This window comes from Pikeienuella piscinae, assembly GCF_011044155.1.
Taxonomy (GTDB): domain Bacteria; phylum Pseudomonadota; class Alphaproteobacteria; order Rhodobacterales; family Rhodobacteraceae; genus Pikeienuella; species Pikeienuella piscinae.
In genome coordinates this window covers 1,560,046-1,585,378 of the sequence record NZ_CP049056.1, presented here as the reverse complement: position 1 = coordinate 1,585,378, position 25,333 = coordinate 1,560,046, and the positions used below count along the sequence as shown (strand labels likewise).

The following is a 25,333-nucleotide window of genomic DNA, read 5'->3' as shown; positions in this document are numbered from 1 at the left end:
GCCCGATGCGCAGCGATGGTTCCCGAGACGGTTTCCGGGCCGCCTTGCGCGCCCGGGGGCGGCACCGGGTCTATTCCGGCAGCGACGCCTTCAGTTCCGCCGTTCGCTGGTCGACATATTGCTCGACGGTGGCGGTCATCTCGTCCATGCCGTCCTCGAAGAAATGATTGGCGCCCGGCACGGTGGTGTGCGTGACGGTGATGCCGCGTTGCGACTGGAGCTTCTCGACCAGTTTCACGATGTCTTCGGGCGGCGCGATTCGGTCGGCTTCGCCGTTGATGATCAACCCGGACGAGGGGCAGGGCGCGAGGAAGGTGAAATCATACATGTTCGCCGGCGGCGCGACCGAGATGAAGCCTGAAGCCTCCGGCCGTCGCATCAGAAGCTGCATGCCGATCCAGGCGCCGAAAGAGAATCCGGCGATGAAGGTGATCTTGGCGTCGGGCTTCAGGCTCTGCAGATAATCGAGCGCGGCTGCCGCGTCGGACAGCTCGCCAATTCCCTGGTCGAACTCCCCCTGGCTGCGCCCGACGCCGCGGAAATTGAACCTCAGCACGGAATAGCCGAGGCGATGAAATATGTAATGCAGGTTGTAGACGACCTTGTTGTTCATGGTGCCGCCGAACTGCGGATGCGGGTGCAGCACCAGCGCCACCGGCGCGTCGCGCTCCTTCTGCGGATGGTAGCGGCCTTCGAGACGCCCATCAGGGCCGGGGAAAATTACTTCGGGCATCTGGCATCCTGTTCAACACCGGCGGGGAATCGTTGACTGTTGCGCTCAGCCAATTTAGAACCGTTCCAAAGTTTGACAGGCCCCGCGCACGACCCTGTGATTAGGGGGTCCGGGCCTGCAAGGTCAACGATTCGCGCTCATTCGCCGCAGGCTGGGAGGCCCGGATATGAAGCTCAGCACCAAGGGTCGCTACGCGGTCACCGCGCTCGCCGACATCGCGCTTCAGGGCGAGGCCGCGCTGGTCAGCCTCGCCGACATCGCCGGGCGGCAGAATATCTCGCTCGCCTATCTCGAGCAGCTTTTCGTCAAGCTCCGCAAGGCCGGCGTGGTCGACAGCGTGCGCGGGCCGGGGGGCGGTTACCGGCTGGCGAAAGGGGCTGCGGGAACGCGGATCTCCGAGGTGATGATGGCGGTTGATGAGCGGCTGAACGCGATGGGATGCGAGAGTCGCGGCAAAGACAGTTGCAGCGGGTCGCGCGCGACTTGCCTTACGCATGACCTCTGGGAGCAGCTTTCCTCGCATGTCTACGTGTTCCTGAATCAGACGACGATCGCCGATGTGATCGAGGATCGCATGGCGCCCTGTCCGGCGGTGCCGGATTTCGGCACGATGCTCGAAAGCGATTCAGACGCGGAGGGGGCGACGGCGTGACCGCTGCGCGCGTCTATCTTGACTGGAACGCCTCGGCCCCGCTGCGGCCGGAGGCCCGCGCCGCGATGCTGGCGGCGATGGACGCGGTCGGCAATCCGTCATCCGTTCATGCGGAGGGCCGCGCCGCGTGGGCGATCGTCGAACGGGCGCGAATCGAAATCGCCGCTCTCGTCGGGTGCGGGGCCGAGCAGGTGGTCTTCACCTCCGGCGCCACCGAGGCGGCGGCGTTGGCTGCAGCCAGTCTGCCGGGCCTTGTCGGCGGCGGCATCGAGCATGATTGCGTCGCGGCGCATCTGGCGGGCGCGGTTCCTGTCGATTCGTCGGGCGCGCTGCAGGCGGCGCCCGCCGGCGTTCCTCTCGCCGCGCAGGCGGCCAACCCGGAAACGGGGGTCATGCAGACCCGTCAGGGCGCGCTTGTCGATGCGGTTCAGGCGGTCGGACGGACGGGCTGGCGGCTCGGCGCGGAGACGCGCTTCGCGCTCCTTTCCGCGCACAAGATCGGCGGGCCGAAAGGCGTCGGCGCGCTGATCGCCGCCGCGGCCCCCAGCGCCCTGCTGAAAGGGGGCGGGCAGGAGCAAGGCCGCCGCGCCGGCACCGAGAATGTGATCGGAATCGCCGGTTTCGCCGCCGCCGCCGCCGCCGCGCGGGGGGAGTTCGAGGCCGGCGTATGGGATAATGTCGCCGCGCTCAGAGATCGGCTCGAGGATGCCCTTGAAGCCGGGGCGCCGGGGCTCGACATAATAGGACGGGGCGCGCCTCGCCTGCCTAACACCACATGTTTCGCGGCGCCCGGCTGGCCGGGAGAGACGCAGGTGATGGCGATGGACCTCGCCGGGTTCGCGGTCAGCGCCGGATCGGCTTGCTCATCGGGCAAGGTCAACCGCGCGAGCCGCACCCTCCTGGCGATGGGCGCGGACAAGATTACGGCCTCGAGCGCGCTGCGCGTCTCGATCGGCCCGACGACGGATGAGGCGGAGGTCATGGCCTTCGCCGGCGCCTGGACCGCCGCTTACCAACGGCGCCGGGCGAAAGCGGCCTGAAGGCCGGAAGGAGTTATGATGGCGCTCGAAGAAATGCGTGTGAAGGACGATCTGCGTGTGAAGGAAGGTGTCGATGACGAGACGGTGGAAGCCGTCCGCACGGTTGGCGAGCGTTACAAATACGGCTTCTCGACCGAGATCGACACGGAATTTGCGCCGATGGGCCTTTCCGAGGACATTGTGCGGCTGATCTCCGGGAAGAACGGCGAGCCGGAATGGATGACCGACTGGCGTCTCGACGCCTATCGGCGCTGGCTTGAGAAAGAAGAGCCGAAATGGGCGATGGTCGATTATCCGAAGATCGACTTTCAGAAGCAGTATTACTACGCCCGCCCGGCCTCCATGGCGCTGGAGAAACCGAAATCGCTCGACGAGGTCGATCCGGCGCTGCTGAAGACATATGAGAAACTGGGCATTCCGCTGAACGAACAGGCGATCCTCGCCGGCGTCGAGGGCGCCGAAGAGGCGCCGGAGCGCAGGGTCGCGGTCGATGCGGTGTTCGATAGCGTTTCGCTCGGCACCACGTTCAAGGACGAACTGGCGAAGGCCGGGGTGATCTTCTGTCCGATCTCGGAGGCGATCCGCGACTATCCGGAGCTGGTGCGGAAATATCTCGGCTCCGTCGTGCCGATTTCCGACAATTTCTATGCGACGCTGAACTCCGCCGTCTTTTCAGACGGCTCGTTCGTCTACGTGCCCGAGGGCGTGCATTGCCCGATGGAGCTGTCGACCTATTTCCGTATCAACGCGGAGAACACCGGTCAGTTCGAGCGCACGCTGATCATCGCCGACAAGGGCGCCAAGGTGAGCTACCTTGAGGGCTGCACGGCGCCGAAACGCGACACCGCGCAGCTTCATGCGGCGGTGGTCGAGCTGGTCGCGCTCGAGGGCGCGGAGATCAAGTATTCGACTGTCCAGAACTGGTATCCGGGCGACGAACAGGGGCGCGGCGGCATCTACAATTTCGTCACCAAGCGCGCCGATTGCAGGGGCGACCGCTCCCGCGTGATGTGGACGCAGGTCGAGACCGGCTCCGCCGTCACCTGGAAATACCCCTCCTGCATCCTGCGCGGGGACGAGAGCCAGGGCGAATTCTATTCGATCGCCATCGCCAACAACGCCCAGCAGGCCGACACCGGCACCAAGATGATCCATCTCGGCAAGAACACCCGCTCGCGGATCGTATCGAAGGGAATCAGCGCCGGGCGCGCGCAGAACACCTATCGCGGGCTGGTCTCGATGCACCCGAAGGCGAAATCGAGTCGCAACCACACGCAGTGCGACAGCCTGCTGATCGGCGGCGACTGCGGCGCGCACACGGTTCCCTATATCGAGTGCCGCAACAACTCGAGCCGGGTGGAGCATGAGGCGACCACGTCCAAGGTCGATGACGATCAGCTCTTCTACTGCCGCCAGCGCGGCATGACCGAGGAGGAGGCGGTCGCGCTCGTCGTCAACGGGTTCTGCAAGGAGGTGCTGCAGGAGCTACCGATGGAATTTGCGGTCGAAGCGCAGAAACTGGTCGCGATCAGCCTCGAAGGATCGGTGGGATGATCGCGGAACTGCGGGACGATCCCCCCAGCGCGCCGCCGCAGAAGGTGAGCGCGCCGCCCGCGCTGCCGCGCGTCTCGGTTGGCCATGTGGGCCGACTCGAGGTGACGTGGCGGACGCGGTGGCTGATCTTCGCGCATGTCGTGATCTTCGTCGCTTCGCAGATGGTGGACGAGTTCGTCGAGTGGATCGCGGCCCCGCTCCATCTGGTTCCGGCGCAGGCTTCGGTTCTGGAGATCACGCTCGGGCTGGTCTTCTTCCTGCTGTGGAGCGCGTGCATGCTGGCTCTGATCCGGGGGCCGGGCCGACGCTCCGGCCCGGATTGATCAGAGTTCGGAACATGGTCGCTGTCGTATCCATGGGGCATGAAGGCTCATGCCGTGTCGGCGACCGGGACGAAAACGATGCGGAAGGTTGTCGCGCGGACGGTTCTCATCGTCGACGCGATGGACTTCCAAGAGGAAAGCCTCGGTTGGGGCGTGCTCACCGGGTTCGCGCCGATTGCGGCGCCGGTATTCAGATGATGTGGCGCGCGACGCGCCGGGAAGGGACTTATGCTTGAGATATCAAACCTGCATGTGAAGCTCGCAGACGAGGACAAGACGATCCTGAAAGGCGTCGATCTGAACATCGGCGCAGGAGAGGTGCACGCGATCATGGGGCCGAACGGCTCCGGCAAGTCGACGCTCTCATATGTGCTCGCGGGCAAGAGCGGCTACGATGTGACGGACGGGACCGCGACGCTGCTCGGCGAGGATATTCTCGGCATGGAGCCGGAGGAGCGTGCGGCGGCGGGGCTGTTCCTCGCTTTCCAGTATCCTGTGGAGATTCCGGGCGTCGGGAACATGACCTTCCTCAGGACCGCGCTCAACGCGCAGAGGCAGGCGCGCGGCGAACCCGAGTTGAGCGCCGGCGCCGTTCTGAAGCTGATCCGCGCCACGGCGAAGGATTTGAAGATCGACGCGGAGATGTTGAAGCGGCCGGTCAATGTCGGCTTCTCCGGCGGTGAGAAGAAGCGAAATGAAATCATGCAGATGGCGCTTCTGGAGCCGAAGATGTGCATTCTCGACGAAACCGATTCAGGTCTCGACGTCGATGCGATGAAACTGGTGGCGGACGGGGTGAACGCGTTGCGGGACAAGGGCCGTTCCTTCCTCGTCATCACTCATTATCAGCGGCTTCTGGACCATATCCGCCCCGATGTCGTTCACATCATGTCCGAGGGCAGGATGATCGCCAATGGCGGTCCGGAACTGGCGATCGAGGTCGAGACGAACGGCTACGCCGATCTCAAGTTGCAGGTGGCGTAATGGACGCGCGCGCAAGAACGCAGGCGGTGAAGGCCGAGTTGGCCGAGACGCTGCTAGCTCGTCACCCCGCGCCGGCTAAGGGCGCCGCATGGGCCGAATCTGCGCGTGATGCGGCGCGCGCGCGCCTGCTCGCCATGGGTGGGCCGGGGCGACGTGACGAATACTGGCGGCGCACTGACCCCGCACCGCTGGTGGACGGCGCGCCGCGCGCCGCCGCGCTGGTTCTGGACGAAACCCCGATCTTCGACGAGGTCGACGCGCTGCGGCTGATCTTTGTAGATGGTGAATTCCGCGCCGACCTTTCCGACGATCCGACGCTGGACGGGGTGGAGATCCAGCCGCTTCAGGATGCGCTTGGCGCCGATATCCATTGGGCCAAGGGGCTTTTCGGCGCGCTGGAGGCGGCGGGACAGGACCCTGTCGCGCGCCCGCTCGCCGCGCTCAACACGGCGCGCGCGAGCGAAGGTTTCTGCGTCCGCGTCACCGGGAAGTCCGCCCGGCCGATCAATTTCCGCTATCTTCACGAGAGCGAAACATCGGACGCCGTCGTTCGTCATCTCGTGCGGGTCGAGTCCGGCGCGGAGGTGACGATCCTGGAGAACGGCCCCGCCGCCGCGCGCATAAACAAGGCGATGGAGATCGATGTCGCCGCCGGCGCGACCTGCCATCACGTGCGCGCCGAGGGGCGCGATCATGACCGCGTTTCGGCCTCGCATATCTTCGCGCGGCTGGCGGAGCGAAGCCTGTTCAAGAGTTTCACCCTGACGGTGAACGGCCGGCTGACCCGGAACGAGACGGTGGTCGAGTTCACCGGTGACGAGGCGATCGGCCATGTCGCCGGAGCGGCCATCGGGGCCGAAGGCTTTCGCCATGACGATACGGTTTTCGTCACTCATGACGCCGAACGCTGCGAGAGCCGGCAGGTGTTCAAGAAGGTTCTGAAATCTGGTGCGCAGGGCGTCTTTCAGGGCAAGATCCTGGTGAAGAAGGATGCGCAGAAGACCGACGGCTACCAGATCAGCCAGGCGCTGCTACTGGACGAGGATGCGCGCTTCGACGCCAAGCCGGAGCTGGAGATTTACGCCGACGACGTCGCCTGCTCGCACGGCTCGACCTGCGGCGAGGTGGATGAGGATGCGCTCTTCTATCTCCGTTCGCGCGGCGTGCCGGAGGACGAGGCGACCGCGCTCATGGTTCTCGCCTTCGTCGACGAGGCGGTCGCCGAGATCGACGATGAGGCTATCGCGGATGTGATTCGCTCTCGCGTCGCCGGCTGGCTCGACCGCCGCGTTGGCTGACGCCGTGGCGCGGGGACTCTTTGGCCGGATCGCGGCCGCGTGGGCGGCGCCGGGCGCTTCCTGGCGCGCGGAATGGGCCGATGGGGCGGGGGAGCCGCGGCTCCTCGCCTATGCTTTCGGCGCCTCCGCCTTCCTTACCGTGGGCGCGATGGCGGCGGAGGCCATCCGCCCGGTTCTCGCTGTGGGTGAGGCGCGCGAGGCCTGGTTCGCCGCGCGGCTTTTCGCCGGGCTGTCGTTCTTTCCTCTGGCGCTCTACGCCTCAGCGGCGCTGATCCGGCTCGCGGCGCGCGCCTTCGGCGGCGTCGGCGGCTGGCGTGAAACCCGGCTCGCGCTTTTTTGGTCCGGTCTCGTCTCCGGCCCGCTTGCGGCGCTTCTGCTCGGTTTCGGCGCGGCTCTTGGTCTCGGTGGCGCGGCGCGGGTGGCCGCCGGGCTGGCCTGGGTCTCGTTGCTCGCGCCGATGCTGGCGGCGGCGCATGGGTTTCGCGCCGTGCGCGTGGTCGCGGCGTTTGCGGCGCTGGCGGCGGCGGCGTTTCTTCTGCCGCTCGTCGGGTGAGCGCGATGGTGGCCGGCGCGGAAACCCCGCTTTGCGCCCGCCGGGGGGTCGCGGCGGCGCGGGCCATCGGCTACACCTGTCCCGTCATGGCCGTGACGGCCGTTCTGACCATCGCGCCCATGCCGGGCGCACAGGCCTTTCGCCGTCTGACAGGCGCCAGATGCTGACTCTCCTGATCGAACTCCTGCTGCAAAGCTATCGCGCGCCCCGCGTCGCGATCCGGCGCGTACTAGACGCGGTGAACAGTTACGAGGCCGTGGCGTTGATCTTCGGGCTCGCCTTCGCGCTCAACACCATCCTTGTCGTCATCGTGGCGGTGGCGGGCGGGCAGAGTGGGGCGGGGCTTGGCTTCGTGGCTTCCAATCTCGCTTTCAGCCTCGTCGCCTACGGGCTCGCGGTCATCCTGATTCACCGGATCGGCGCGGCGCTCGGCGGGCGCGGTTCGCTTCGCGACATCGCCGCCACAGTGGCGTGGCACAGTTTCGCGACGGTGATCTTCGCGCCGCTTGTCGCGGCGGCGACGTTGCCCGATATCGGCGCCGGCGCCGCCGGCCTTCTCGCCATCGCGCAGTTGGTCATGGTGGGCGTCGTGCTCTGGCTGCTCGCGAATTTCGTCGCCGAGGCGCATGGCTTTGCGAGCGCGCTCCGCGTCGCCGGCGGGCTGTTCGGCGGCGTGTTCATCGTCGGCTTCGTGCTTTCCCTGCTGCTCCCGAACCTTATATCGACATCATGACCCACCTTGCCGCCCCACGCTATGACGTCACGGAGATCCGCAAGGATTTTCCCATTCTCGCGCGCGAGGTTCATGGCAAACCTCTAGTATATCTCGACAATGGCGCTTCGGCCCAGAAACCGCAGGTCGTGATCGATTCAGTGACGAAAACCTATTCCGAGGAATACGCGAATGTGCATCGCGGGCTGCATTTCCTCTCCAATCTCGCGACCGACAATTACGAGGCGGTGCGCGGCAAGATCGCCCGCTTTCTGAACGCGCCTGATGAGGATGGGGTGATATTCACCACCGGCTCCACCTTCGGGCTGAACATGGTGGCGTCGAGCTGGCTTTCGCCGCGGATCGAGCCTGGCGACGAGATCGTGCTCTCGGTTCTGGAGCATCACGCCAATATCGTCCCCTGGCATTTCCTGCGCGAGCGCCAGGGCGCGGTGCTGAAATGGGTCGGCCTCGCGCCCGATGGGTCCGTCGACGTGAACGAGGTGATCGACGCCATCGGGCCGAGAACGAAGATGGTCGCGATCACCCATATGTCCAACGTCACCGGCGCGGTGATCGACGTGAAGACGCTGGCGGCGGCGGCGCATGAGCGCGGCGTCCCGGTATGCGTCGACGGCAGCCAGGCGGCGGTGCACCTGCCGGTCGACCTGAACGATCTGGACGTCGATTTCTACGCCATCACGGGGCACAAGCTCTATGGACCTTCGGCCTCCGGCGCGCTTTGGGCGGCGCCGGAACGGCTGGCGGAGATGCGGCCCTTCCTCGGCGGCGGCGACATGATCCGCGAGGTGCGCCAGGACTGCGTCAGCTATGCCGATCCGCCCTTCAGGTTTGAGGCCGGCACCCCCGGCATCGCGCCGATCATCGGTCTCGGCGCCGCGCTCGACTACATGACCGGTCTTGGCATGGAGGCGATCTCGGCCCATGAGGCGGATCTGCGCGACTATGCTGCCGAGCGGCTCGGCGCGTTGAACTGGCTGACCGTGCACGGCCACCAGAAGGAGAAAGGCGCGATCTTCTCTTTCGTGATGGAAGGGGCGGGGCATCCGCACGACATCTCGACGATCATCGATCGGAAGGGTGTCGCGGTCCGGGCCGGCCACCATTGCGCGCAGCCGCTGATGGACGCGCTCGGCGTCTCCGCGACCTGCCGCGCCAGCTTCGGCCTTTACAACACGCGCGGGGAAGTCGACGCGCTCGTGGACGCGCTTGGGCTCTGTCGCGAACTCCTTGGCTGAGACCGGGTGCGCGCATTCCGGACGCCCTTGTCGGCGGTCCGTGGGGTGGCCTTGCTGAGCGCGCGCGCCATGATGAGAGGGAAGCGTCCGACGCCGATACGCGCCGTCGGATGAATTCAAGGAGGCCGCATGCTGGCTAAATCCGAATTGCGGTATCTGCGCCGCTGCGTAGAACTCGCCGCCGAAGCGCTGGAGCATGGCGATCAGCCCTTCGGATCCGTCCTCGTCGCCGCGGATGGAAGGATACTCGCCGAGGATCGCAATCGCGTCGCCGGCGGCGATCACACCCGTCATCCCGAGTTCGAACTGGCGCGTTGGGCCGCCGCGAACTTGACGCTCGAGGAACGGACGGCGGCCACGGTCTTCACATCGGGCGAGCATTGTCCGATGTGCGCCGCCGCGCATGGCTGGGTGGGGCTGGGGCGGATCGTTTACGCGACGTCCTCGAAACAGTTGCACGCCTGGCTGGAGGAACTAGGGGTTCCGCCCTCGCCAGTGCGCAACCTGTCCATTCAGGAAGTCGTGCGCGATATCGCGGTCGAAGGCCCGGTTCCCGAACTGGCGGATGAGATCCGCACGCTGCATCGCCGCTATCGCCGCGCCGCCGCCGCCGAGCGCTGAAGGGGCCGGCTCACGATTCCGGCTCCCCGCGCCGCGCCGAGAGCTACTCCTCGGCGGGGAGGAGCCTCATCACCCCGAGCGCGCCGGCGCGGATGTCGCTATCGGCCATCGACATCGGGATATATTCGCCGGCCCGCCAGAGTTCCGCCAGATCGTCGTAATGCCGCGAGAGGAGATGGCCGGATTCTCCGGTCGAAATGATGTAGACTGACCGGTCGAGATCGGCGAAATCGTAGACCGCGCGATAGCCCGCCGCATGGACGTTGAGATAGGGCTCAGGCCCGCGCCCACGCGTCTGCGCGCGCTGTACGGTATAATCGCCGCCGGACGTCTCATGTTCGATATTCACGAATAGATCGAATGGCCAGCGCAGGCCGAGCGGCGTCGCCAGATGGCGCGCGCGGTGAACCTCGCCCCAGCGCCAGGTCGACATGTCCGCGCCATGCGCGGCGACGAGCTCGTCGAGCGCATCGTCCAGTGCGAGCTTGGAAATTTCCGCGCAGGTCTCCACGCGCGCGGTCTTGTCGACATCGCACCAGCGTCCGGCGCCGTCGACATCGTAAAAGACCCGCTCGATGAAGAGGGGGCGCGCTCCTTCTATTTCCGACAGGTCCTCTCCCAGTTCGTCTCCGGCGATGCGCCGCGTCAGCGCGCGCATCCAAGCCGCGAAGATCAGCGGCTCAGCCGCATGTTCGCTCATCTCGCCGTTCCATGCGCCGAGCATTTTCAGCGCTGCGTCGCGCCGGTCGCCGCGCGCGTCGCCGACGCCTTCGTCTCGCGTCCACCAGAGATCGGAGGCGATCAGCGGCAGCACTGCGCGCGCCATTTCGGAAACCGTGTCGTTCTGTAACTCGACGAAACTTTCCGCAGTGTGGAATTGGCGCGCGTTCAGCTTCTGCTCAATTCGACGGATGCGATAGGGCGCCTCCCAGTCGAAGGAGAGGTGATCGGGAAAGGGGGCGTTGGTTGTGCGGTTGTTGGCGTTGGCGACCACGCCCGAAGCTGGTCGGATCGAACGCGGCGTGGCGGAGGGATCGGCAAGCCCGTCCCAGTCGTTCTCGGCGATCCAGCCGAGCGACGGAAGCCGGCCGTGGCTGCGGCTGCCGATGCGCCGATTCGGGGGGCGGCCGGTGACGAAGACGCCGACGCCGGATTTCTCCGCGACAGCGACATTTTGCCCGGGGGCGAGGACTTTCTCGCCGGCTTTCACCGCCGCTTCGATCGTCGTCGCACGCATCAGGTTCAACGCCGCCTCGAGCGAGCGATCCTCGGCGCTCAGCGCCGTCCAGGCCAGCGCCGCGACATGGCCCTCGGGCGTCACCGCCCCGAGATCGTAAAGATCCGGGGGCGGGACCGGGCCGTGCCGCGTCCAGCGCAGCGTCGTCGCCACATCGTCGGCGCCCTTCACACGTATCGTCTCGGTGCGCGAGGTCATGCGGGCCCAGCCCTCGGGCGTCAGGTATTCGTCGGGATTTTCGGGATTGAGCTTCTCGATATAGACGTCCTGATCGTCGATGCCCGCGGTCGTGAGCCCCCATGCGAGCGAACGGTTGCGCCCGACGAGCACCGCCGGAACGCCCGCGAGCGAGCCGCCGATCACGCCCTCGCCGGGAAACTCCACATGGACAAGCATCCAGACGCTCGGCGCGGAAAGCCAGAGATGCGGATCGTTCGCCAGAAGCGATGCGCCGGTGGCGGTGCGGTCGCCGTCGACCGCCCAGACATTCGAAGCGCCGGCCCGGCGCGCGGGTGGAAAGAAGAGCTCCTCCAGTTCGCCGAGCGCGTCGTCCTCGTCGCGTGAAGCGCGGCGGGTGACGGTTGGCGCTCCTGGCTCCGGATGGCCTTTCGCGAAAGTCGGCAGGGAAAGAATGCCGGGATCGGGATAGACCGGGAAGAGATCTTCGAGTTGTTCCGGCGTCAAGCGCCGCAGCAGCTTGGCGCGCTTGGTCTCCATGGTGGCGGCGTTGGTCAGCCGCAGCGCCATCACCTTGAGGATCGCGATGCTGTCGGCGGGCGTCCAGGGCGCCAGTCCCTCGTTGAACAGGAAGAATTCTGGCGCGCCGCGGCCGAGCGCGGACTCGTTCACGACGCCGATCCAGGCGTTGACGCCGGCGGAATAGGCGTCGAGCGCCTCGATCGTTTCAGCGGACTGGTAGCGAAGCGACGCGCGCGCGAGCGCATGCAGGTCGAGCGCGCGAAGCCGACGGTCGAGCGAAAGAGCGGCGGGGCCGAACAGTTCCGAGAGGCGCCCCTGCGCGCCGCGCCGCGAGAGCTCCATCTGCCAGAGCCGCTCCTGCGCGTGAACGACGCCGAGCGCGAAATATGCGTCCGCGTCCGTCTGCGCATAGATGTGCGGGACGGCGTTCGCGTCGCGCACGATCTCCACCTCGCCATTGAGCCCGGCGAGCGTCTGGACCGAGTCGTAATCGGGCTTGGATCGCGAAATGAGGTAATAGCCGAGCCCGGCGGCGATGAGCGCCAGAGCAAGCAGTCCGCCGGTGAGCCAGAGCAGTACTCTGAACAGGGTTCGCATTCACGCGCTCTCCGGCTTGTCCGACGCCGCCGCCCTTGACCGACGCGCGCCGGATGGCGACTGTGCGCGCCAGTCTAACTGTGATCGAGCGGAGAGAAAACATGGCCAAAACGGCATTCATCGGTCTCGGCGTAATGGGTTTTCCAATGGCGGGCCATTTGGCGAAGGCCGGGCATGACGTGGTCGTCTACAACCGGAACGCGGCCAAGGCCGAAGCTTGGCTGAAGGATCACGGCGGGCGCGCCGCGCCGACGCCGGCGGCGGCGGCCGAAGGCGCGGAGTTCGTTTTCGCCTGCGTAGGCAATGACGACGACGTCCGCGCCGTCACAACTGGGCCGGAGGGCGCATTCTCGACAATGGCGAAGGGCTCGATCTTCACGGATCACACCACCGCCTCGGCGAACGTCGCGCGCGAACTTGACGCGGCGGCGAAGAAGGCCGGCTTCGGCTTCGTCGACGCGCCGGTCTCTGGTGGTCAGGCCGGGGCGGAGAACGGAGTTCTGACCATCATGTGCGGCGGTGACGCTGCGGAATTCGACCGCGTCGCGCCGGTGATGGACGCTTACGCCCGCTCGCGCCGACTGCTCGGTCCCTCAGGCTCCGGGCAGATCACCAAGATGGTCAACCAGATCGCGATCGCCGGGCTGCTTCAAGGGCTGTCCGAGGCGGTGAATTTCGCCGCCCGCGCCGGGCTTTCGGTTCCCGACGTCATCGACGTAATCTCCAAAGGCGCGGCCGGGTCCTGGCAGATGGAGAACCGCGCCGTCACCATGAGCGAGGACAAGTTCGAATTCGGTTTCGCCGTTGACTGGATGCGCAAGGATCTCGGAATCTGCCTCGATGAAGCCAAATCGAATGGCGCGCGCCTGCCGGTGACCGCTCTTGTCGATCAGTTCTACGGTGAAGTGCAGGACATGGGCGGCGGCCGCTGGGACACGTCAAGCCTGCTGCGCCGCCTGACGCGCTGACGGAACTCGGTTTCGGGTTGCGGGGCGTCGCGCCCCGCGGCGGCGGTCAGGCGGGCGCCCGCTCCACGCTTAGCAAGCGATCCACAGCCAACGTGTCCTGGCGACGGAAGACGATGAGCAGGACGCAGGCCGCGAAGGTGATGCTGGTCGGGTAGAACACCGCCGAATTGAAGACGATCCGATCGACCCCGGTGATGTACCAGCGCCAGGGGTCGATGATCGCCCACCAGACGCTCGCAGCGGTGAACCCGTTGATCAACGCCTGAAGCGGCAGAGCCGCCCGCCGCCAAAGACCGATCACGCAAAGCGCGCCGATGACGAGCTGCGCGCCCCCGGTGGCGACGCCGAGGACTGCGCCTGTCGTCGCGTCGACCTCTAAATGCCGGTGTACGGCGAAGGGCGTGCTGGCGGTTACAAGCTTGTTGAGGCCGGACCAGACCAGCAGGAACCCCGTCGTCGCTCGCAGCAGAAGGAGACTGAGACGCTGCGCCGTCGGCGAGGTGATCGATCGGTCGAGATTCATGAACGCCGCTCCGGCTTCGGTGGCGAAGCCCGGACGCCCCGCGTTTCACCGCGGCATTCTAACGTGCTCGGCCGGATAGCCCGCCCCCGAATTGCGCATCGGGGTTGAACCTTTCGTGATGATCCGCGATCCGCCCGGCCGGGTTTCAGCGCTTGATACGGGTGTATTTCGCGCCCTCAAGGCTGGCGCCCGCCAACAGTCCATCCTGTGCAAAGACGAAGGCGATGATCGGGCTCTTCGCTGTGGTCGAATCGATGCCTAGCGAAATGCCGTCGCCGGGCACGGTGAACTCCGCATCCGCGCCCAACTCCCAGCCGCTCGCGCGCCGGAAACCTTCCAGCGCCGCTTCGGTCATGAAGAAGAGCGCGTGCGAGGTTTTCTGCACCCCGATCTGATAACCGATCGAAGCGGCTGCGACGCTGTAATAGCCGGTCGTCTGACCGTTGATCCTGAGCGCGCCCTCGCCGTAGGAGCCGCCGATGATCAGCCCGCCCTTGATCACGTCGGGCATGACCAGAACGCCGCGGGCGCGCGCCGCCAACTCTCTGGAGCCCTGGACGGTGGCGAAGAGCTTTTCGAGCGCGAAATCGACATTCGAGTCGATCTCGGCCGCCGTTTCCGCCGACGCGGAAGGGGCGACGGCGAACGCGGCGAGGCCGGCGATCATGGCGCGGCGGGTCAGTCGGATCATGGGCCTGTTCCTTATCATGCGACCGAACATAGGTTACTCTAGCGCAGAGATCAGTTTCCAACGAGGAATGAAATGGCGACGCCTTCCATCGACCGGTCGGTCAACGTCCTGGGCGACGCGCTCAAACCCTGCTCGCTGGATCCGATCACCGGATTCTTCCGCAACGGCTGTTGCGACACCAGTGCGGCGGACCGGGGCTCGCACACGATCTGCGTCGTGTTGACGGCCGAGTTCCTCGACTTCTCGAAGCGCGTCGGCAACGATCTCTCCACGCCACGACCGGAATTCGGCTTTTCGGGGCTGAAGCCGGGGGCGCAATGGTGCCTCTGCGCGGCGCGCTGGGAGCAGGCGCTGGCGGCGGGATGCGCGCCGAAAGTGCGACTTTCCTCGACCCATGTCCGGGCGCTGGAAGTGGTGAACCTTGACGATCTGCGCGCCCATTCCGCCGATCTTTCCTGAAAAAGCGATGAGTCAAGCGGCGCTGGTGATCTGCGCCAGCGCCTCGATTTTCGCCTTGGCCGCGCCGGTGTCGATACTCTCGGCGGCCATCTCGGCGCCTTCCCTGAGATCGCGCGCGCGCTCCGCCACCACCAGCGCCGCGCCGGCGTTGAGCAGAACCGCGTCGCGGTAGGCGCATTTTTCGCCGGCGAGCAGTCGGCGCATGGCCAGCGCGTTCTCCTTCGCGCCGCCGCCAATGATCGCTTCGAACGCATGGCGTCTCAGTCCGGCGTCTTCCGGCGCGATCTCGGTCTCCTCGATTTCGCCCGCGTCCAACATGGCGACGCGCGAGGGAAACGAGATCGAAAGTTCATCCGTTCCGTCGCCGCCATGCACGAGCCAAGCGCGGGTCGAGCCGAGCGCGGCCAGAACTTCCGCCATGGGCCGGATCAGCGCCGGCGAAAATGCGCCGGTCAGCTGGCGCTTCACGCCCGCAGGATTGGTCAGCGGCCCGAGAATGTTGAAGATCGTCCGCGCGCCAAGCTCGGTCCGCGCGGGACCGACGAATCGCATCGCCGGATGATGCATCGGCGCCATCATGAAACAGAGTCCTGCCTCCTTCAGCGCCCGCGTCGCCACCGGCGCCTCGACCATCACGTTGACGCCCATCTCGGTCAGCGCGTCGGACGAGCCGGAACGCGAGGAAAGATTGCGGTTGCCATGTTTCGCCACCTTCACACCGGCCCCGGCGACCACGATGGCGGCGGCGGTGGATATGTTCAGCGTGCCCTTGCCGTCGCCTCCGGTGCCGACGATGTCGATCGCATCCGCGCCGCCCGACACTTTCGTCGCCTTGGCGCGCATCACCGCGGCGGCGGCGGCATATTCCTCCACCGTTTCGCCGCGGGTGCGCAGCGCCATCAGGAACCCGCCGATCTGCGCCGGGGTGGCGTCGCCGGACATGATCGCGTGAAAGGCGGTTTCGGCCTCGGTCCGGCTCAGCGGTCCGTCGGCGGCCTTCGAGATCAGCGGCTTCAACGCGTCCGACATCAGGCCGCCGCCGCCAACCGGACCCCGGCGAGGTGGAGGAAATTCGCGAGCAGACGCTTCCCTTCGCCGGTGCGGATGCTCTCGGGGTGGAACTGCACGCCGTAGATTGGCCGCGACTTGTGCGCGAGTCCCATGATCGTCCCGTCTTCGGTCTCTGCTGTGACCGCCAGACAATCGGGCAGGCTTTCACGCTCGACGATCAGGCTGTGATAGCGCGTCGCCTCCATCGGGTCGGGCGCGCCCTCAAAAACCCCGGCGCCCTGATGGCGGATCGGGCTGAGCTTGCCGTGCATGATGGCACCCGCGCGCACCACCCTGCCGCCAAAGCCCTGGCCGATGGTCTGATGGCCGAGGCAGACGCCGAGGATCGGCAGATCGCCGGGCGCCTTCTTCACCAGTTCGAGGCAGATTCCCGCCTGATCCGGGACCCCCGGGCCGGGTGAGATGACGATGGCTTCCGGGTTCATCCCGAACGCTTCCGCCGCGCTCAGCGCATCGTTTCGGCGCACCTGGATTTCCGCCCCGATCTCGCCAAGATAGTGGACGAGATTGTATGTGAAACTGTCGTAATTATCGATCAGGAGGATCATGCCATGGTCCGAAATCGCGCGTGAGGGGCGATTTGCCCCAAGGTGTCCTTCGCGCCTATAGATGCGCCGGAGGTCGCCCGCAGGTCAAGCGAAGCAGCGCGGCTGCGATTCTGCGGACAGGCGGGCGATCAGGCTGAAGGAGACAGGCATGGCGCGTCGAATCTCGGGCCGCGGGGCGTTTTGGCTCGGCGCTCTGGTCGGTTTGATCTTTTCCGTCGGGCTCGTGGCTGCGCTCTCGATCATGGCGCCGCGCAGCGACTCGCCCGAACCGGCGGCGGCGGTCGCGCCGGCCCCCGAGGCGAAGACCGAAATCGCGCCTGCGCCAGAATTGGAGTCTGCGCAGGTCGCCGCCGCGCCGGCGCCCGCGGCTTCACCGCCAGCTGAACCAGACACCGCGCCCGCGCCGGAGGTGACAAACGCCACCGCGCCGACAATCATGCCCGAGCCGTCCGACAACGCGCCCGAATCTGCTGAGGTGACGGAACTGGCGGCCCCGGCCGAAGAGGGCGCCGCCGCGCCGGCCGACGAAGAGGCGACCGTCGTGGGGACGCCAGGGTACCAGAAGCCCGCCGCCGACCCGCTTTCGATGACCCCGGAACTGGCCGAGACCGCGCCTCTGGTTGCGGCGCCGGCGCCGGAAGGACCGCGCTACGAGGTCTACGCCGCGCCTTTCGACGGCGATGACTCGCAGCCTCTGCTGGCGATTCTGCTGACCGGCGTCGGCGGCGCGGACGCGGCCGGTGATGTCATGTTGCTGGACGGGCCGGTGGCGATCAGCATCGCGCCCGACGCCGCCGATCCCGCGGCGCTGGCGCAGGAACTGCATTCTGCGGGCTACGAGGCGCTCGCGGGTCGAACTGAAGCGACGGCCGCCGCGCCACTTGATGATGCGGGTCCGGTGATCGGCGTCGCGCTTCTCGACGTCGGTTCCGGGTTGGATGTCGGCGTGTTGCTCGACGCGGTCGCGGCCGAGAATGCGGCGCTGGTCGATCTCACCGCCGCGGGCGGCGCGGCGCCGTATCGGATGGCGCATTCCAGAGGGTTGCCGGCGGCGTCTGAAGGGCGGCGGATCGACGAGGTCGCGAACAGCGACATGGTCTATCAGGCGCTGGAGCGCGCGGCGTTCGACGCGCGCCGCACGGGCGCCTTTGTCGCCGTGGGGGAGGCGAGCCCGGCGGTGATCGCCGGCGTTCGCCGCTGGCTGAGCGTGAAGGGCGGCGTTTCCGTCGAGGTCGCGCCGCTCTCTGCGGTGATCGCGAAGATCCGGCGCTGAGGCGCCGCGCCGTTCAGGCCGCGATCACCGGGAACCAATCTTCCCTGAGCCGCTCGCCGGGTTTCATCCCGTGCCCCGGAAAGGGCGGCGAGGTCCGGCCTGGCCGCTCGACATAGCGCGCGTCGTCGCCGACCCAGCGCAGGGAGAGCGCCCGCCGGCGCTTTCCGTGCGGATTGCCGCGCGCGCCATGCGCGGTGCGGAAATCGAAAATCACGCAATCGCCCGGCTGCATCGCCCATTCGAGGATACCGCTCTCGCCGGGGTCTGAATCCGGGTCAGGGACCGGCGTCCATTCCTCCTTCCCTCGGTAGAAGTCGCTGTTGTCTGCCCAGCTTACCGGGCGCACCATCTTTTCCCAGCGGTGCGAGCCGGCGATCAGCCGCAGCGTTGCGTCCTGCACGGGATCGATGGGGATCCAGAAGCTGACGGTCTGTCGCCCCTCGACGAAATAATACGGCGCGTCCTGATGCCAGGGCGTCGGCTTGGCGGTGCCCGGCTCCTTCACCAGCACATGATCGTGGAAGAACTGCGCGGAGCGCGATTTCATCGCCTCGGCCGCGATCTTCGCCGCCGGGCTTTCGCGCACCACGCGCTCGAACTCGGGAATCCGCGTCCAGTTGCAGTAATCGTCGAAGAACCGCCCTTCCGTCACCGCGTTTTCCGAGGCGTATTCGCCGGGCTCCGCCATGTTCCTGTCGATCCCGGCGGCCATCACATCCACCCAGTCGGCGAAGACGCCGCGCAGGCAGATGGCGCCGTCCTCCTGGAACCGTTCGATCTCTTCGGGGGTCATCGGACTCTCCTCATCTCAACCGCTCCTTGCGCTCACCTCGTATCCCGCTTCCTCGGGTTCGTCATCCGCGATCTCCGACGGAAAACCCGGCGAGAGAATCGACAATCCGGTCGCTTCCTCCAGGCGTCGGATGATGTTCGGGCTGAACTCGCGCGGCCCGAATCGCGCGATCCCGTCGTCGAAGATCTCGATTATCCGCGGATTGAGGTCCAGGGGGACGCCGGCCCGGTCCGCCACCGCCTGAAAGAGCCCAATATCCTTTTTCACCAGATCCATGGTGAATGAAATGTCGCGGCTGCCGTTCAGGATCACCTGGCTCTCGGTTTCATGGACGAATGAATTGCCTGATGAGATGCGGATCGCCTCATAGGCGACGCCGAGGTCCATCCCCGCCGCCTTCGACACCGTCAGCGCCTCGGCGCAGGCGATGAGATGCGCCGTCGCGAGATAATTCGTGACCACCTTCAGGACCGAGGCCGAACCGAGCGGGCCGGTATGGAGGATGCGCCTGCCCATCACCGTGAGGATCGGCAGGGCGCGCTCGAACACAGTTCGCTCACAGCCGGCGAAGATCGCGATGTTGCCGGTCGCGGCGCGGTGGCAGCCGCCGGAGACCGGGCAATCCGCCGCCGCCGCGCCTCTCGCCGCCACCAACGCGCCGAGCCGGGTGACCTCCGCCGTGTCGGTCGTCGACATCTCGAGCCAGATCTTGCCGGGGCCAAGCGTTTCCAGGAGCCCGTGCGCTCCCTCCAGAACGGCCGCCGAGGCCGCGGGCGAGGGGAGGCAGGTGATGACAGCGTCGCAGACCGCCGCCATTGAAGCCGGGCTTTCACCCCATGTCGCGCCGGCGTCGTGAAGCGGCCGCGCCGCCTCTTTCGAGAGATCGTGGACCATGAGATCGACGCCATTGCGGGCGAGCGATCCGGCAAGCTTCGCGCCGACATTGCCGAGGCCGATGAATCCGATCTTCATGCGCGTCTCCCTCTGTCTGGAGCGACTATCGTCATTCGCCGGCCGCCCGCCCGTCCGGTTTCCGACATCGGCGCCAAAAGACCGACCTGCGGCTTGCCGCGCGGCGAGGAAATCAGCACTCTACGCGGGAAACGGGAGGGTGCGATGGATGACGTGATTCTCTATGACTATTGGCGTTCATCAGCGGCCTATCGGGTCCGCATCGCGCTCAATCTGAAGGGAATCGCCTATCGCGCGGTTCCGGTCGACCTGCTGAAGGGCGAGCAAACCGGGCCGGCGAATCTGGCGCGCAATCCGCAGGGGCTGGTCCCGACGCTGGAGATTGACAGGCTGTCCCTCACGCAGTCATTGCCGATCATCGAATATCTCGACGAAACGCGACCGGAACACCCGCTGGTTCCGGCTGAGCCGCGCGCGCGTCAGCGGGTGCGGGCGATCGCGGCGGCCATCGCGATGGAGATACATCCGGTCTGCAACCTTTCAGTCGCCCGATACGTCACCGGCGGCGCGGTGGAAGCGATGGGCGATTGGATGCGGCGATTCATTCCGAAGGGGCTCGCGGCGGTGGAGGAGATGGTGAAGAAAGACCGGACCGGCGGCTTTGTGCATGGCGACGCGCCCGGTCTCGCCGAGTGCTGCCTTGTCCCGCAGCTTTACAACGCCCGGCGCTGGAAGGTCGATCTCACTCCCTATCCGACGCTTCGCGAGATCGACGGCCATTGCGCGCTTCTGAACGCATTCGAGGCGGCGCATCCCGATGCGGTCGGGGTGGCGGCATGAGTTACGGCGCCCACGCCTACGACGCCGATTCGCGCAACGCGGACGTGCTGATCTCTCTGAACGGGGAGATGGTTCCACGCGAGAAGGCGGTCGTCTCGGTCTTCGATTCGAATTTCATGCTCGGCGACGGGGTGTGGGAGGGGCTGCGGTTGAAAGCCGGACGCATCCCCTTCCTGACCCGGCATCTGGAGCGGCTCTATGGCGGCGCGCGGGTGCTGGATTTCGAGAAGATGATCGCGCCCGCGGAGATGCGCGCGCGCATCTTCGACTGTCTCGACGCCAACGACATGCGGGATGGCGTCCATATCCGGCTGATGGTCAGCCGTGGAATACGCGCGACACCCTATCAGGACCCGCGCGTCTGCGTGACGCCACCGACCGTCGTCATCATCCCCGAGTACAAGGCCGCGAAGGTCGATCAGCGCGGGCTTTCGCTTTTCACCTCGACGGTAAGGCGCACCGCGCCCGACGCGCAGGATCAGAAGCTGAATTCGCATTCCAAGCTGAACTGCATCCAGGCCTGTATCCAGGCCGCGAAGGCGGGTGCGGACGAGGCCCTGATGCTCGATCCTTCGGGCGCCGTCGCGACCTGCAACTCGACACATTTCTTCATCGTCCGCGAAGGTGAGATATGGACTTCGACCGGCATGTATTGCCTCAGCGGCGTCACTAGGCGCGCGGTTCTCGACTGCGCGCGCGAGGCCGGGATCGCGGCGCATCAAAAGCCGTTCTCGCTACATGATGTCTATACGGCCGACGAGGCCTTCGTGACAGGGACATTCGCCGGCCTTTCGCCGGTGCGGGAGGTGGACGGGCGGCGGCTTGGCCCGGTGCTTGGTGCGCCGCTGGAGATCCCCGGACCGATGGTGCGCAGGATGCGGGCGCTTTACGCCGACCTGCAGACTCGCGCCTCCGAGGGCCGCGATGACTGAGCGCGGGCGCCGCGTCCGGCGTTTCGCCTGTCGCCGCGTTCCGCGCGCGGCGGTCCGCCGCCGTTCGGCCTGCGGCGGCGGCCGATGAGCGTGCCGATCCGTATCGCGATGTGGTCGGGGCCGCGGAATCTTTCGACCGCGATGATGCGGAGTTTCGGCGCGCGCGCCGATTGCGCGGTGCTCGACGAGCCATTCTACGCCGCGTATCTCGCGAAGAGCGGTATCGACCATCCGATGAGGGCGGATGTTCTGGCGTCGCAGCCGTACGACCCCGAGGTTGTGGCGCGTAATCTTCTCGGCCCGGTTCCCGGCGGCTCGCCGGTCTGGTACCAGAAACACATGCCGCATCACATGCTGCCGGGCTTTCCGCGCGACTGGTTCGCCGCGTGTCGCCATGCGATCCTGATCCGCGCGCCGGAGCGGGTGGCGGCCAGTTTCGACGCTGGCCGGCCGCGCCCGACCCTGGAGGATCTGGGCGCGCCGCAGATGGACGGTGTGATCGCCGATATCGAGAGCGCGACCGGCCGGACGCCGCCGGTGATAGAGGCGGAGGATGTGCGCGCCAATCCCGAAGGCATGCTGCGCGCGCTTTGCGCCGCGCTCGACATTCCGTTCGATGCGCGGATGCTTTCCTGGCCATCCGGCCCCCGCGCGAGCGACGGTGTCTGGGCGGCGCATTGGTACAAGGCTGTCGTCGCCTCCACCGGTTTCGCGCCGCCATCCGTTTCGACGCCGAAACTTGCGCCATATCTCGCTGAGGTGGCGGCGCGCGCGCGCCCGGGGTTCGAACGGCTTCGGGCGCGGAAATTGAAACCGCTCTGATGCTGGCGCCTGAGGCGCGCCGAAGTTAGATTGCGGCGCATCGCGTCTGACGGGGGCCCACGCGGTATGAAGTTACGCAATCCAATCCGACTCTATCGCGTCTGGCGGCGGGCGAAGCGCCGCAACGCGAAGATGGAGAAGCGGCGGCGGAGCGAGTTTCGCTGGCGGCCGTTCTTTTACGGACTGTTCGCGACGGCGCTGGTGCTCGGGCTCCAGGTCTTCAATCCGGGCGGACTCCACGCGATCAACGAGGCCGCATTCGATCAGCTCCAGCGACAGAAGCCGCGACAGGTCGACCCGTCGGTGCCGGTCGCGGTCGTGGATATCGATGTTCGCTCGCTTCAGACGCTCGGTCAGTGGCCGTGGCCGCGGACCGAAATGGCCGAGCTGACGAAGCGGCTGGCGGCGCTTGGCGCGCTTTCGATCGCGTATGACGTCGTTTTCGCCGAGCCGGATCGCACCTCGCCCGATCGGGTGCTGGAAAGCTGGCGGAAATACGACCCTGGCGCGAAGATCAGCATGGACAGGGCGCACCGCGACAATGACGCAATTTTCGCCGCTGCGATCGCCGAGACGCCAACGGTGCTCGGCGTCGTTCTCAACAACGACCCGGACGGCGGAAGGCCGCCGGTGCGGGCCGGCATCTCCTTTTCCGGGTCCGATCCGCGCCCGGTGATCCCGAATTTCCTCTCCGCCAACGTCAACCTGCCGCTTCTTAGCCATTCCGCCTCCGGAGTCGGCAATTTCTCGCTCGGGAACGAGCGGGCGGATATCATTCGTCGGGTGCCGCTGCTGACGCGCGTCGAAGAGCAGATCGTGCCCACGCTCGCGCTGGAGGCGATCAGGGTCGGCTTCCAAGCGGGCTCCATTCTGGTGAAGAGCAACGACGCCAGCCGCGAATACGGCGCGACCGGCATCGGTATCGCGACGATGCGGGTCGGGCCGATGGAAATCCCGGTGGAGCCGGATGGCGGACTCTATATCTATTATTCCGGAAACAGCGCGAAACGCGCGTCTCGGGTGATATCCGCCGCCGACATATTGGCCGGGGACGCGCCGGACCCGGCGCTGGCGGCGAAGATCGGCGGCAAGGTGGTTTTCATCGGCACCTCCGCGCCGGGTCTTCTCGACCTCGTGGCGACGCCGTTCGAGAAGGCGGCGGCGGGGGTCAACGTCCACGCCGAACTCGCCGAGCAGATCATCGCGAAATATTTCCAGACCGACAGGATCGCCTATCGCGACGAACTTGTCGCGGCGCTCCCCACTCTCGCCGCTGAGGAGAAGGCCGCGGCGCGTGCGAAGATCGCCGAACTGGAGGCGGACATCGCCCGGTTTTCCGAGCCCGTGTTCATCTCCAAGCCCGATTGGGGTGAAGGGGTGGAGCGGCTGTTCATCTTGCTGGTCGGCGCCGTGGCCTCGCTTCTTCTCGCGTTCAACCGCACGGCGCTGGCCGGTCTGGCGGCGGTGCTCGGGGCGGCGGCGGTCGTTGCGGCCAGCTGGCTCGCCTTCGATCTTGCGGGGTTTCTCCTCGGTCCGGTCTATCCCGCGCTCGGCGTATTTCTCCCTTGGGGGACGCTGACCATCTATAATTACGTTCGGGCTGACCGCGACAAGCGCGCCGTCCGCAGCCAGTTCGCGCATTTCATGAGCCCCGAGGTGATCGAGGAGATCGCCGATGATCCGGACCGCTATCTGACGCCCGGCGGCGATCTTCGTCCGCTCTCGATCATGTTCTGCGACGTGCGGAAATTCTCCACCATCACCGAGAAGATGACGCCGGAGGAGACGATCCTCTTCATCAACGAGTTTCTCACTCCGCTTTCGGAAGTGGTGATCCGCAACAGCGGCACGATCGACAAATACATGGGCGACTGCATCATGGCGTTCTGGAACGCGCCGCGGAAATCCGAGATGCATATGGAGCAGGCGACGCTGGCGCTTTTCCAGTTCCGTCAGGCGTTGCGAGAGATCAACCAGAAGTTCGCCTCCATCGGTTTTCCAGAGATCGATATCGGGATCGGCGTCAACACCGGGCCGTGCGCGGTCGGCGCCATGGGGTCGAAATCGCGGCTCGACTACTCATGTATCGGCGATGCGGTGAATCTCGCCTCCCGCCTCGAAGGCATCACCAAGCAATACGGACTCTGGAACTGCATCGGCGACAACACGGCGCAAGGCGTCGGCCATACGTTCGCGTTGATCCGGATCGACCAGGTGGCGGTCAAGGGGCGATCGAAGCCGGAGACGATATGGACAGTCGCGGGCGAGGCCGACGTACTCGCCTCCCCCGAGTACCAGGCGCTGAAGGCGGCGGTGGACGAAGGGCTCGCGGCCTACAAGGCGAAGGACTGGGACCGCGCCGAAGCCGCCTATCGGCGCGCCGGCGAATATGAGCTCGACGCTTTTTCGCCTCATGGGCTCATCGAGGTGTTTCTGGAACGGATCAGAGAGTATCGCGTCGCGCCGCCGCCGGATGATTGGGATGGAGTCTATGTCGCGACGGCGAAGTAAGGAGAGCGGATGAAACGGCAACTGGCGATCGAGATCGGCATGGGGACGGATTTGCGGGGCGAGGATTCCACAAAGGCCGCGGTGCGCGCGGTCGGGGACGCGCTCCATCGCAACGGCCTGACGGTGGCGGACGCGCTCGGCTTTCCGAAGTCCGCGATGCTGGTCGATATCCGCGTCGGGGTCCCGGACCCGGCTTCGGTCGATCTTTCCGCCGTCGCCGCCGCCGCGCCATATGGCGCGCGTAACGTGGAGGCGGTCGAGGGCGGCTTGCGCGTCGCGACCGCCTCGGGCGCGACGATCGTCGCCAACGCCGTCGTTTCGGTCTCATTCGACATGGAGGAGGCATGACCGAAAGGCGGATCATTCTCGAACTGGGATCGGGCGCCGATCTTCATGGCGGTGACCAGACTAAGGCGGCGAGGCGGGCGGTCGAGGATGCCTTGCGGCGCTCCTCGCTATCGCTTTTCAGGTCGCTTTCGCTCGATCCGGGCGCGATGCGGATCGAGATCACCATCGGCGCCCCGGACCCTGAAAGCGTGGACTGCGCGGCGATCGCCGCGATTCCACCTTATGGCGCGGTCGAGGTGAACGTGGTGAAGGGCGGGGTCGCCGCCGCCGGACTCGGCCCTTCCGGCGGATCGGACGCGGTGATCGCCGCCGCGGCTATCGCGGTCCACGTCGAAATCCCGGACGGGCGGTGGCGCCTCGTCTGAAAGCGGCGCCCGCGT

At 66.4% G+C, this 25,333-nt stretch carries 27 protein-coding genes; 19 read left to right on the top strand and 8 right to left on the bottom strand.

The features are described from left to right. Positions 1–70: 70 nt before the first annotated feature. Entirely contained in the window at positions 71–733 is a 663-nt protein-coding gene (locus G5B40_RS07680) for an alpha/beta hydrolase (protein ID WP_165097121.1), read from the bottom strand. Between the two features lie 166 nt (positions 734–899). Between G5B40_RS07680 and G5B40_RS07675 the strand changes: the two genes are divergently transcribed. The 10 genes from G5B40_RS07675 to G5B40_RS07630 all read left to right on the top strand — a co-directional run bounded on the left by G5B40_RS07675 (position 900) and on the right by G5B40_RS07630 (position 9,729). Next, on the top strand, positions 900–1,385 hold the full coding sequence (locus G5B40_RS07675) for an Rrf2 family transcriptional regulator (RefSeq protein ID WP_165097119.1): 486 nt from the start codon (positions 900–902) through the stop codon (positions 1,383–1,385). Beyond that, the gene (locus G5B40_RS07670; RefSeq protein ID WP_425500078.1) at positions 1,382–2,425 is read left to right on the top strand and encodes a cysteine desulfurase family protein; all 1,044 of its coding nucleotides are present in this window, start codon (positions 1,382–1,384) and stop codon (positions 2,423–2,425) included. Before G5B40_RS07675 ends, G5B40_RS07670 begins: the two co-directional genes overlap by 4 nt. 15 nt (positions 2,426–2,440) lie before the next feature. Continuing rightward, positions 2,441–3,979, top strand: coding sequence for a Fe-S cluster assembly protein SufB (gene sufB, locus G5B40_RS07665; RefSeq protein ID WP_425500077.1), 1,539 nt, complete (start codon positions 2,441–2,443; stop codon positions 3,977–3,979). Further along, positions 3,976–4,302, top strand: a complete 327-nt coding sequence (locus G5B40_RS07660; RefSeq protein ID WP_165097116.1) for a hypothetical protein — start codon at positions 3,976–3,978, stop codon at positions 4,300–4,302. Before sufB ends, G5B40_RS07660 begins: the two co-directional genes overlap by 4 nt. A 228-nt stretch (positions 4,303–4,530) precedes the next feature. After that, complete coding sequence (gene sufC / locus G5B40_RS07655) at positions 4,531–5,286, top strand: Fe-S cluster assembly ATPase SufC (protein ID WP_165097113.1); 756 nt, start codon at positions 4,531–4,533, stop codon at positions 5,284–5,286. Then, on the top strand, positions 5,286–6,584 hold the full coding sequence (gene sufD / locus G5B40_RS07650) for a Fe-S cluster assembly protein SufD (protein WP_165097110.1): 1,299 nt from the start codon (positions 5,286–5,288) through the stop codon (positions 6,582–6,584). The genes sufC and sufD overlap by 1 nt, the downstream gene beginning before the upstream one ends. Continuing rightward, the gene (locus G5B40_RS07645; protein ID WP_165097107.1) at positions 6,577–7,137 is read left to right on the top strand and encodes a hypothetical protein; all 561 of its coding nucleotides are present in this window, start codon (positions 6,577–6,579) and stop codon (positions 7,135–7,137) included. The genes sufD and G5B40_RS07645 overlap by 8 nt, the downstream gene beginning before the upstream one ends. A 160-nt stretch (positions 7,138–7,297) precedes the next feature. Beyond that, positions 7,298–7,870 (top strand): YIP1 family protein, encoded by a 573-nt coding sequence (locus G5B40_RS07640; protein WP_165097104.1) that lies wholly within the window; start codon positions 7,298–7,300, stop codon positions 7,868–7,870. Further along, entirely contained in the window at positions 7,867–9,108 is a 1,242-nt protein-coding gene (locus tag G5B40_RS07635) for a cysteine desulfurase (protein ID WP_165097101.1), read from the top strand. Before G5B40_RS07640 ends, G5B40_RS07635 begins: the two co-directional genes overlap by 4 nt. 129 nt (positions 9,109–9,237) lie before the next feature. After that, positions 9,238–9,729 (top strand): nucleoside deaminase, encoded by a 492-nt coding sequence (locus G5B40_RS07630; RefSeq protein WP_165097098.1) that lies wholly within the window; start codon positions 9,238–9,240, stop codon positions 9,727–9,729. Between the two features lie 43 nt (positions 9,730–9,772). Here G5B40_RS07630 and G5B40_RS07625 read toward each other — a convergent pair whose 3' ends face one another. Then, positions 9,773–12,262 carry a penicillin acylase family protein gene (locus tag G5B40_RS07625; protein WP_165097095.1) on the bottom strand — a complete coding sequence of 830 codons (2,490 nt, stop codon included), beginning with the start codon at positions 12,260–12,262 and terminating at the stop codon, positions 9,773–9,775. A 101-nt stretch (positions 12,263–12,363) separates the two neighbouring features. On the opposite strand from G5B40_RS07625, the gene G5B40_RS07620 reads away from it, so the two are divergent. After that, positions 12,364–13,230: an NAD(P)-dependent oxidoreductase gene (locus G5B40_RS07620; protein WP_165097093.1), complete on the top strand. Its 867-nt coding sequence runs from the start codon at positions 12,364–12,366 to the stop codon at positions 13,228–13,230. Positions 13,231–13,276: 46 nt separating this feature from the next. On the opposite strand, the gene G5B40_RS07615 is transcribed toward G5B40_RS07620, so the two are convergent. Continuing rightward, positions 13,277–13,753 (bottom strand): DoxX family membrane protein, encoded by a 477-nt coding sequence (locus G5B40_RS07615; protein WP_165097090.1) that lies wholly within the window; start codon positions 13,751–13,753, stop codon positions 13,277–13,279. Between the two features lie 145 nt (positions 13,754–13,898). Beyond that, entirely contained in the window at positions 13,899–14,444 is a 546-nt protein-coding gene (locus G5B40_RS07610; protein ID WP_246209753.1) for a lipid-binding SYLF domain-containing protein, read from the bottom strand. A 72-nt stretch (positions 14,445–14,516) separates the two neighbouring features. Here G5B40_RS07610 and G5B40_RS07605 point away from each other — a divergent pair, with 72 nt between their 5' ends. Continuing rightward, positions 14,517–14,903 carry a DUF2237 family protein gene (locus tag G5B40_RS07605; RefSeq protein ID WP_165097087.1) on the top strand — a complete coding sequence of 129 codons (387 nt, stop codon included), beginning with the start codon at positions 14,517–14,519 and terminating at the stop codon, positions 14,901–14,903. 12 nt (positions 14,904–14,915) lie between these two features. Here the strand turns inward: G5B40_RS07605 and trpD are convergent, their stop codons facing one another. Together trpD and G5B40_RS07595 are read right to left on the bottom strand one after the other, a co-directional pair. Beyond that, on the bottom strand, positions 14,916–15,932 hold the full coding sequence (trpD, locus tag G5B40_RS07600; RefSeq protein ID WP_165097084.1) for an anthranilate phosphoribosyltransferase: 1,017 nt from the start codon (positions 15,930–15,932) through the stop codon (positions 14,916–14,918). After that, positions 15,932–16,522 carry an anthranilate synthase component II gene (locus G5B40_RS07595; RefSeq protein WP_165097082.1) on the bottom strand — a complete coding sequence of 197 codons (591 nt, stop codon included), beginning with the start codon at positions 16,520–16,522 and terminating at the stop codon, positions 15,932–15,934. Before G5B40_RS07595 ends, trpD begins: the two co-directional genes overlap by 1 nt. Positions 16,523–16,670: 148 nt before the next feature. Between G5B40_RS07595 and G5B40_RS07590 the strand changes: the two genes are divergently transcribed. Then, positions 16,671–17,795, top strand: coding sequence for a divergent polysaccharide deacetylase family protein (locus G5B40_RS07590; protein WP_165097079.1), 1,125 nt, complete (start codon positions 16,671–16,673; stop codon positions 17,793–17,795). A gap of 13 nt (positions 17,796–17,808) precedes the next feature. Here G5B40_RS07590 and G5B40_RS07585 read toward each other — a convergent pair whose 3' ends face one another. Both G5B40_RS07585 and G5B40_RS07580 read right to left on the bottom strand, forming a co-directional pair. Further along, positions 17,809–18,588 (bottom strand): phytanoyl-CoA dioxygenase family protein, encoded by a 780-nt coding sequence (locus G5B40_RS07585; RefSeq protein ID WP_165097076.1) that lies wholly within the window; start codon positions 18,586–18,588, stop codon positions 17,809–17,811. 15 nt (positions 18,589–18,603) lie between these two features. After that, entirely contained in the window at positions 18,604–19,560 is a 957-nt protein-coding gene (locus G5B40_RS07580) for an NAD(P)-dependent oxidoreductase (RefSeq protein WP_165097073.1), read from the bottom strand. Between the two features lie 144 nt (positions 19,561–19,704). Between G5B40_RS07580 and maiA the strand changes: the two genes are divergently transcribed. The 6 genes from maiA (at position 19,705) to G5B40_RS07550 (ending at position 25,318) form a co-directional block, all read left to right on the top strand. Further along, entirely contained in the window at positions 19,705–20,340 is a 636-nt protein-coding gene (gene maiA, locus G5B40_RS07575; protein ID WP_165097070.1) for a maleylacetoacetate isomerase, read from the top strand. Further along, a complete protein-coding gene (locus G5B40_RS07570) occupies positions 20,337–21,272 on the top strand; it encodes an aminotransferase class IV (RefSeq protein WP_165097067.1) in 936 nt (311 codons plus the stop codon). Before maiA ends, G5B40_RS07570 begins: the two co-directional genes overlap by 4 nt. A 96-nt stretch (positions 21,273–21,368) precedes the next feature. Continuing rightward, positions 21,369–22,094, top strand: coding sequence for a sulfotransferase-like domain-containing protein (locus G5B40_RS07565; protein ID WP_165103377.1), 726 nt, complete (start codon positions 21,369–21,371; stop codon positions 22,092–22,094). Positions 22,095–22,160: 66 nt separating this feature from the next. Then, on the top strand, positions 22,161–24,605 hold the full coding sequence (locus G5B40_RS07560; RefSeq protein WP_165097064.1) for a CHASE2 domain-containing protein: 2,445 nt from the start codon (positions 22,161–22,163) through the stop codon (positions 24,603–24,605). Positions 24,606–24,614: 9 nt separating this feature from the next. Beyond that, the gene (locus G5B40_RS07555) at positions 24,615–24,953 is read left to right on the top strand and encodes a Lin0512 family protein (RefSeq protein ID WP_165097061.1); all 339 of its coding nucleotides are present in this window, start codon (positions 24,615–24,617) and stop codon (positions 24,951–24,953) included. After that, positions 24,950–25,318, top strand: a complete 369-nt coding sequence (locus G5B40_RS07550; protein ID WP_165097058.1) for a Lin0512 family protein — start codon at positions 24,950–24,952, stop codon at positions 25,316–25,318. The genes G5B40_RS07555 and G5B40_RS07550 overlap by 4 nt, the downstream gene beginning before the upstream one ends. Positions 25,319–25,333 lie beyond the last annotated feature (15 nt).

Coding starts and splice junctions, on each gene's coding strand:
- G5B40_RS07680 (WP_165097121.1), bottom strand. CDS start 733: ATGCCCGAAGTAATTTTCCCCGGCCCTGATGGGCGTCTCGAAGGCCGC.
- G5B40_RS07675 (WP_165097119.1), top strand. CDS start 900: ATGAAGCTCAGCACCAAGGGTCGCTACGCGGTCACCGCGCTCGCCGAC.
- sufB (WP_425500077.1), top strand. CDS start 2,441: ATGATGGCGCTCGAAGAAATGCGTGTGAAGGACGATCTGCGTGTGAAG.
- G5B40_RS07660 (WP_165097116.1), top strand. CDS start 3,976: ATGATCGCGGAACTGCGGGACGATCCCCCCAGCGCGCCGCCGCAGAAG.
- sufC (WP_165097113.1), top strand. CDS start 4,531: ATGCTTGAGATATCAAACCTGCATGTGAAGCTCGCAGACGAGGACAAG.
- sufD (WP_165097110.1), top strand. CDS start 5,286: ATGGACGCGCGCGCAAGAACGCAGGCGGTGAAGGCCGAGTTGGCCGAG.
- G5B40_RS07640 (WP_165097104.1), top strand. CDS start 7,298: ATGCTGACTCTCCTGATCGAACTCCTGCTGCAAAGCTATCGCGCGCCC.
- G5B40_RS07635 (WP_165097101.1), top strand. CDS start 7,867: ATGACCCACCTTGCCGCCCCACGCTATGACGTCACGGAGATCCGCAAG.
- G5B40_RS07630 (WP_165097098.1), top strand. CDS start 9,238: ATGCTGGCTAAATCCGAATTGCGGTATCTGCGCCGCTGCGTAGAACTC.
- G5B40_RS07625 (WP_165097095.1), bottom strand. CDS start 12,262: ATGCGAACCCTGTTCAGAGTACTGCTCTGGCTCACCGGCGGACTGCTT.
- G5B40_RS07620 (WP_165097093.1), top strand. CDS start 12,364: ATGGCCAAAACGGCATTCATCGGTCTCGGCGTAATGGGTTTTCCAATG.
- G5B40_RS07615 (WP_165097090.1), bottom strand. CDS start 13,753: ATGAATCTCGACCGATCGATCACCTCGCCGACGGCGCAGCGTCTCAGT.
- G5B40_RS07610 (WP_246209753.1), bottom strand. CDS start 14,444: ATGATCCGACTGACCCGCCGCGCCATGATCGCCGGCCTCGCCGCGTTC.
- G5B40_RS07605 (WP_165097087.1), top strand. CDS start 14,517: ATGGCGACGCCTTCCATCGACCGGTCGGTCAACGTCCTGGGCGACGCG.
- trpD (WP_165097084.1), bottom strand. CDS start 15,932: ATGTCGGACGCGTTGAAGCCGCTGATCTCGAAGGCCGCCGACGGACCG.
- G5B40_RS07595 (WP_165097082.1), bottom strand. CDS start 16,522: ATGATCCTCCTGATCGATAATTACGACAGTTTCACATACAATCTCGTC.
- G5B40_RS07590 (WP_165097079.1), top strand. CDS start 16,671: ATGGCGCGTCGAATCTCGGGCCGCGGGGCGTTTTGGCTCGGCGCTCTG.
- G5B40_RS07585 (WP_165097076.1), bottom strand. CDS start 18,588: ATGACCCCCGAAGAGATCGAACGGTTCCAGGAGGACGGCGCCATCTGC.
- G5B40_RS07580 (WP_165097073.1), bottom strand. CDS start 19,560: ATGAAGATCGGATTCATCGGCCTCGGCAATGTCGGCGCGAAGCTTGCC.
- maiA (WP_165097070.1), top strand. CDS start 19,705: ATGGATGACGTGATTCTCTATGACTATTGGCGTTCATCAGCGGCCTAT.
- G5B40_RS07570 (WP_165097067.1), top strand. CDS start 20,337: ATGAGTTACGGCGCCCACGCCTACGACGCCGATTCGCGCAACGCGGAC.
- G5B40_RS07560 (WP_165097064.1), top strand. CDS start 22,161: ATGAAGTTACGCAATCCAATCCGACTCTATCGCGTCTGGCGGCGGGCG.
- G5B40_RS07555 (WP_165097061.1), top strand. CDS start 24,615: ATGAAACGGCAACTGGCGATCGAGATCGGCATGGGGACGGATTTGCGG.
- G5B40_RS07550 (WP_165097058.1), top strand. CDS start 24,950: ATGACCGAAAGGCGGATCATTCTCGAACTGGGATCGGGCGCCGATCTT.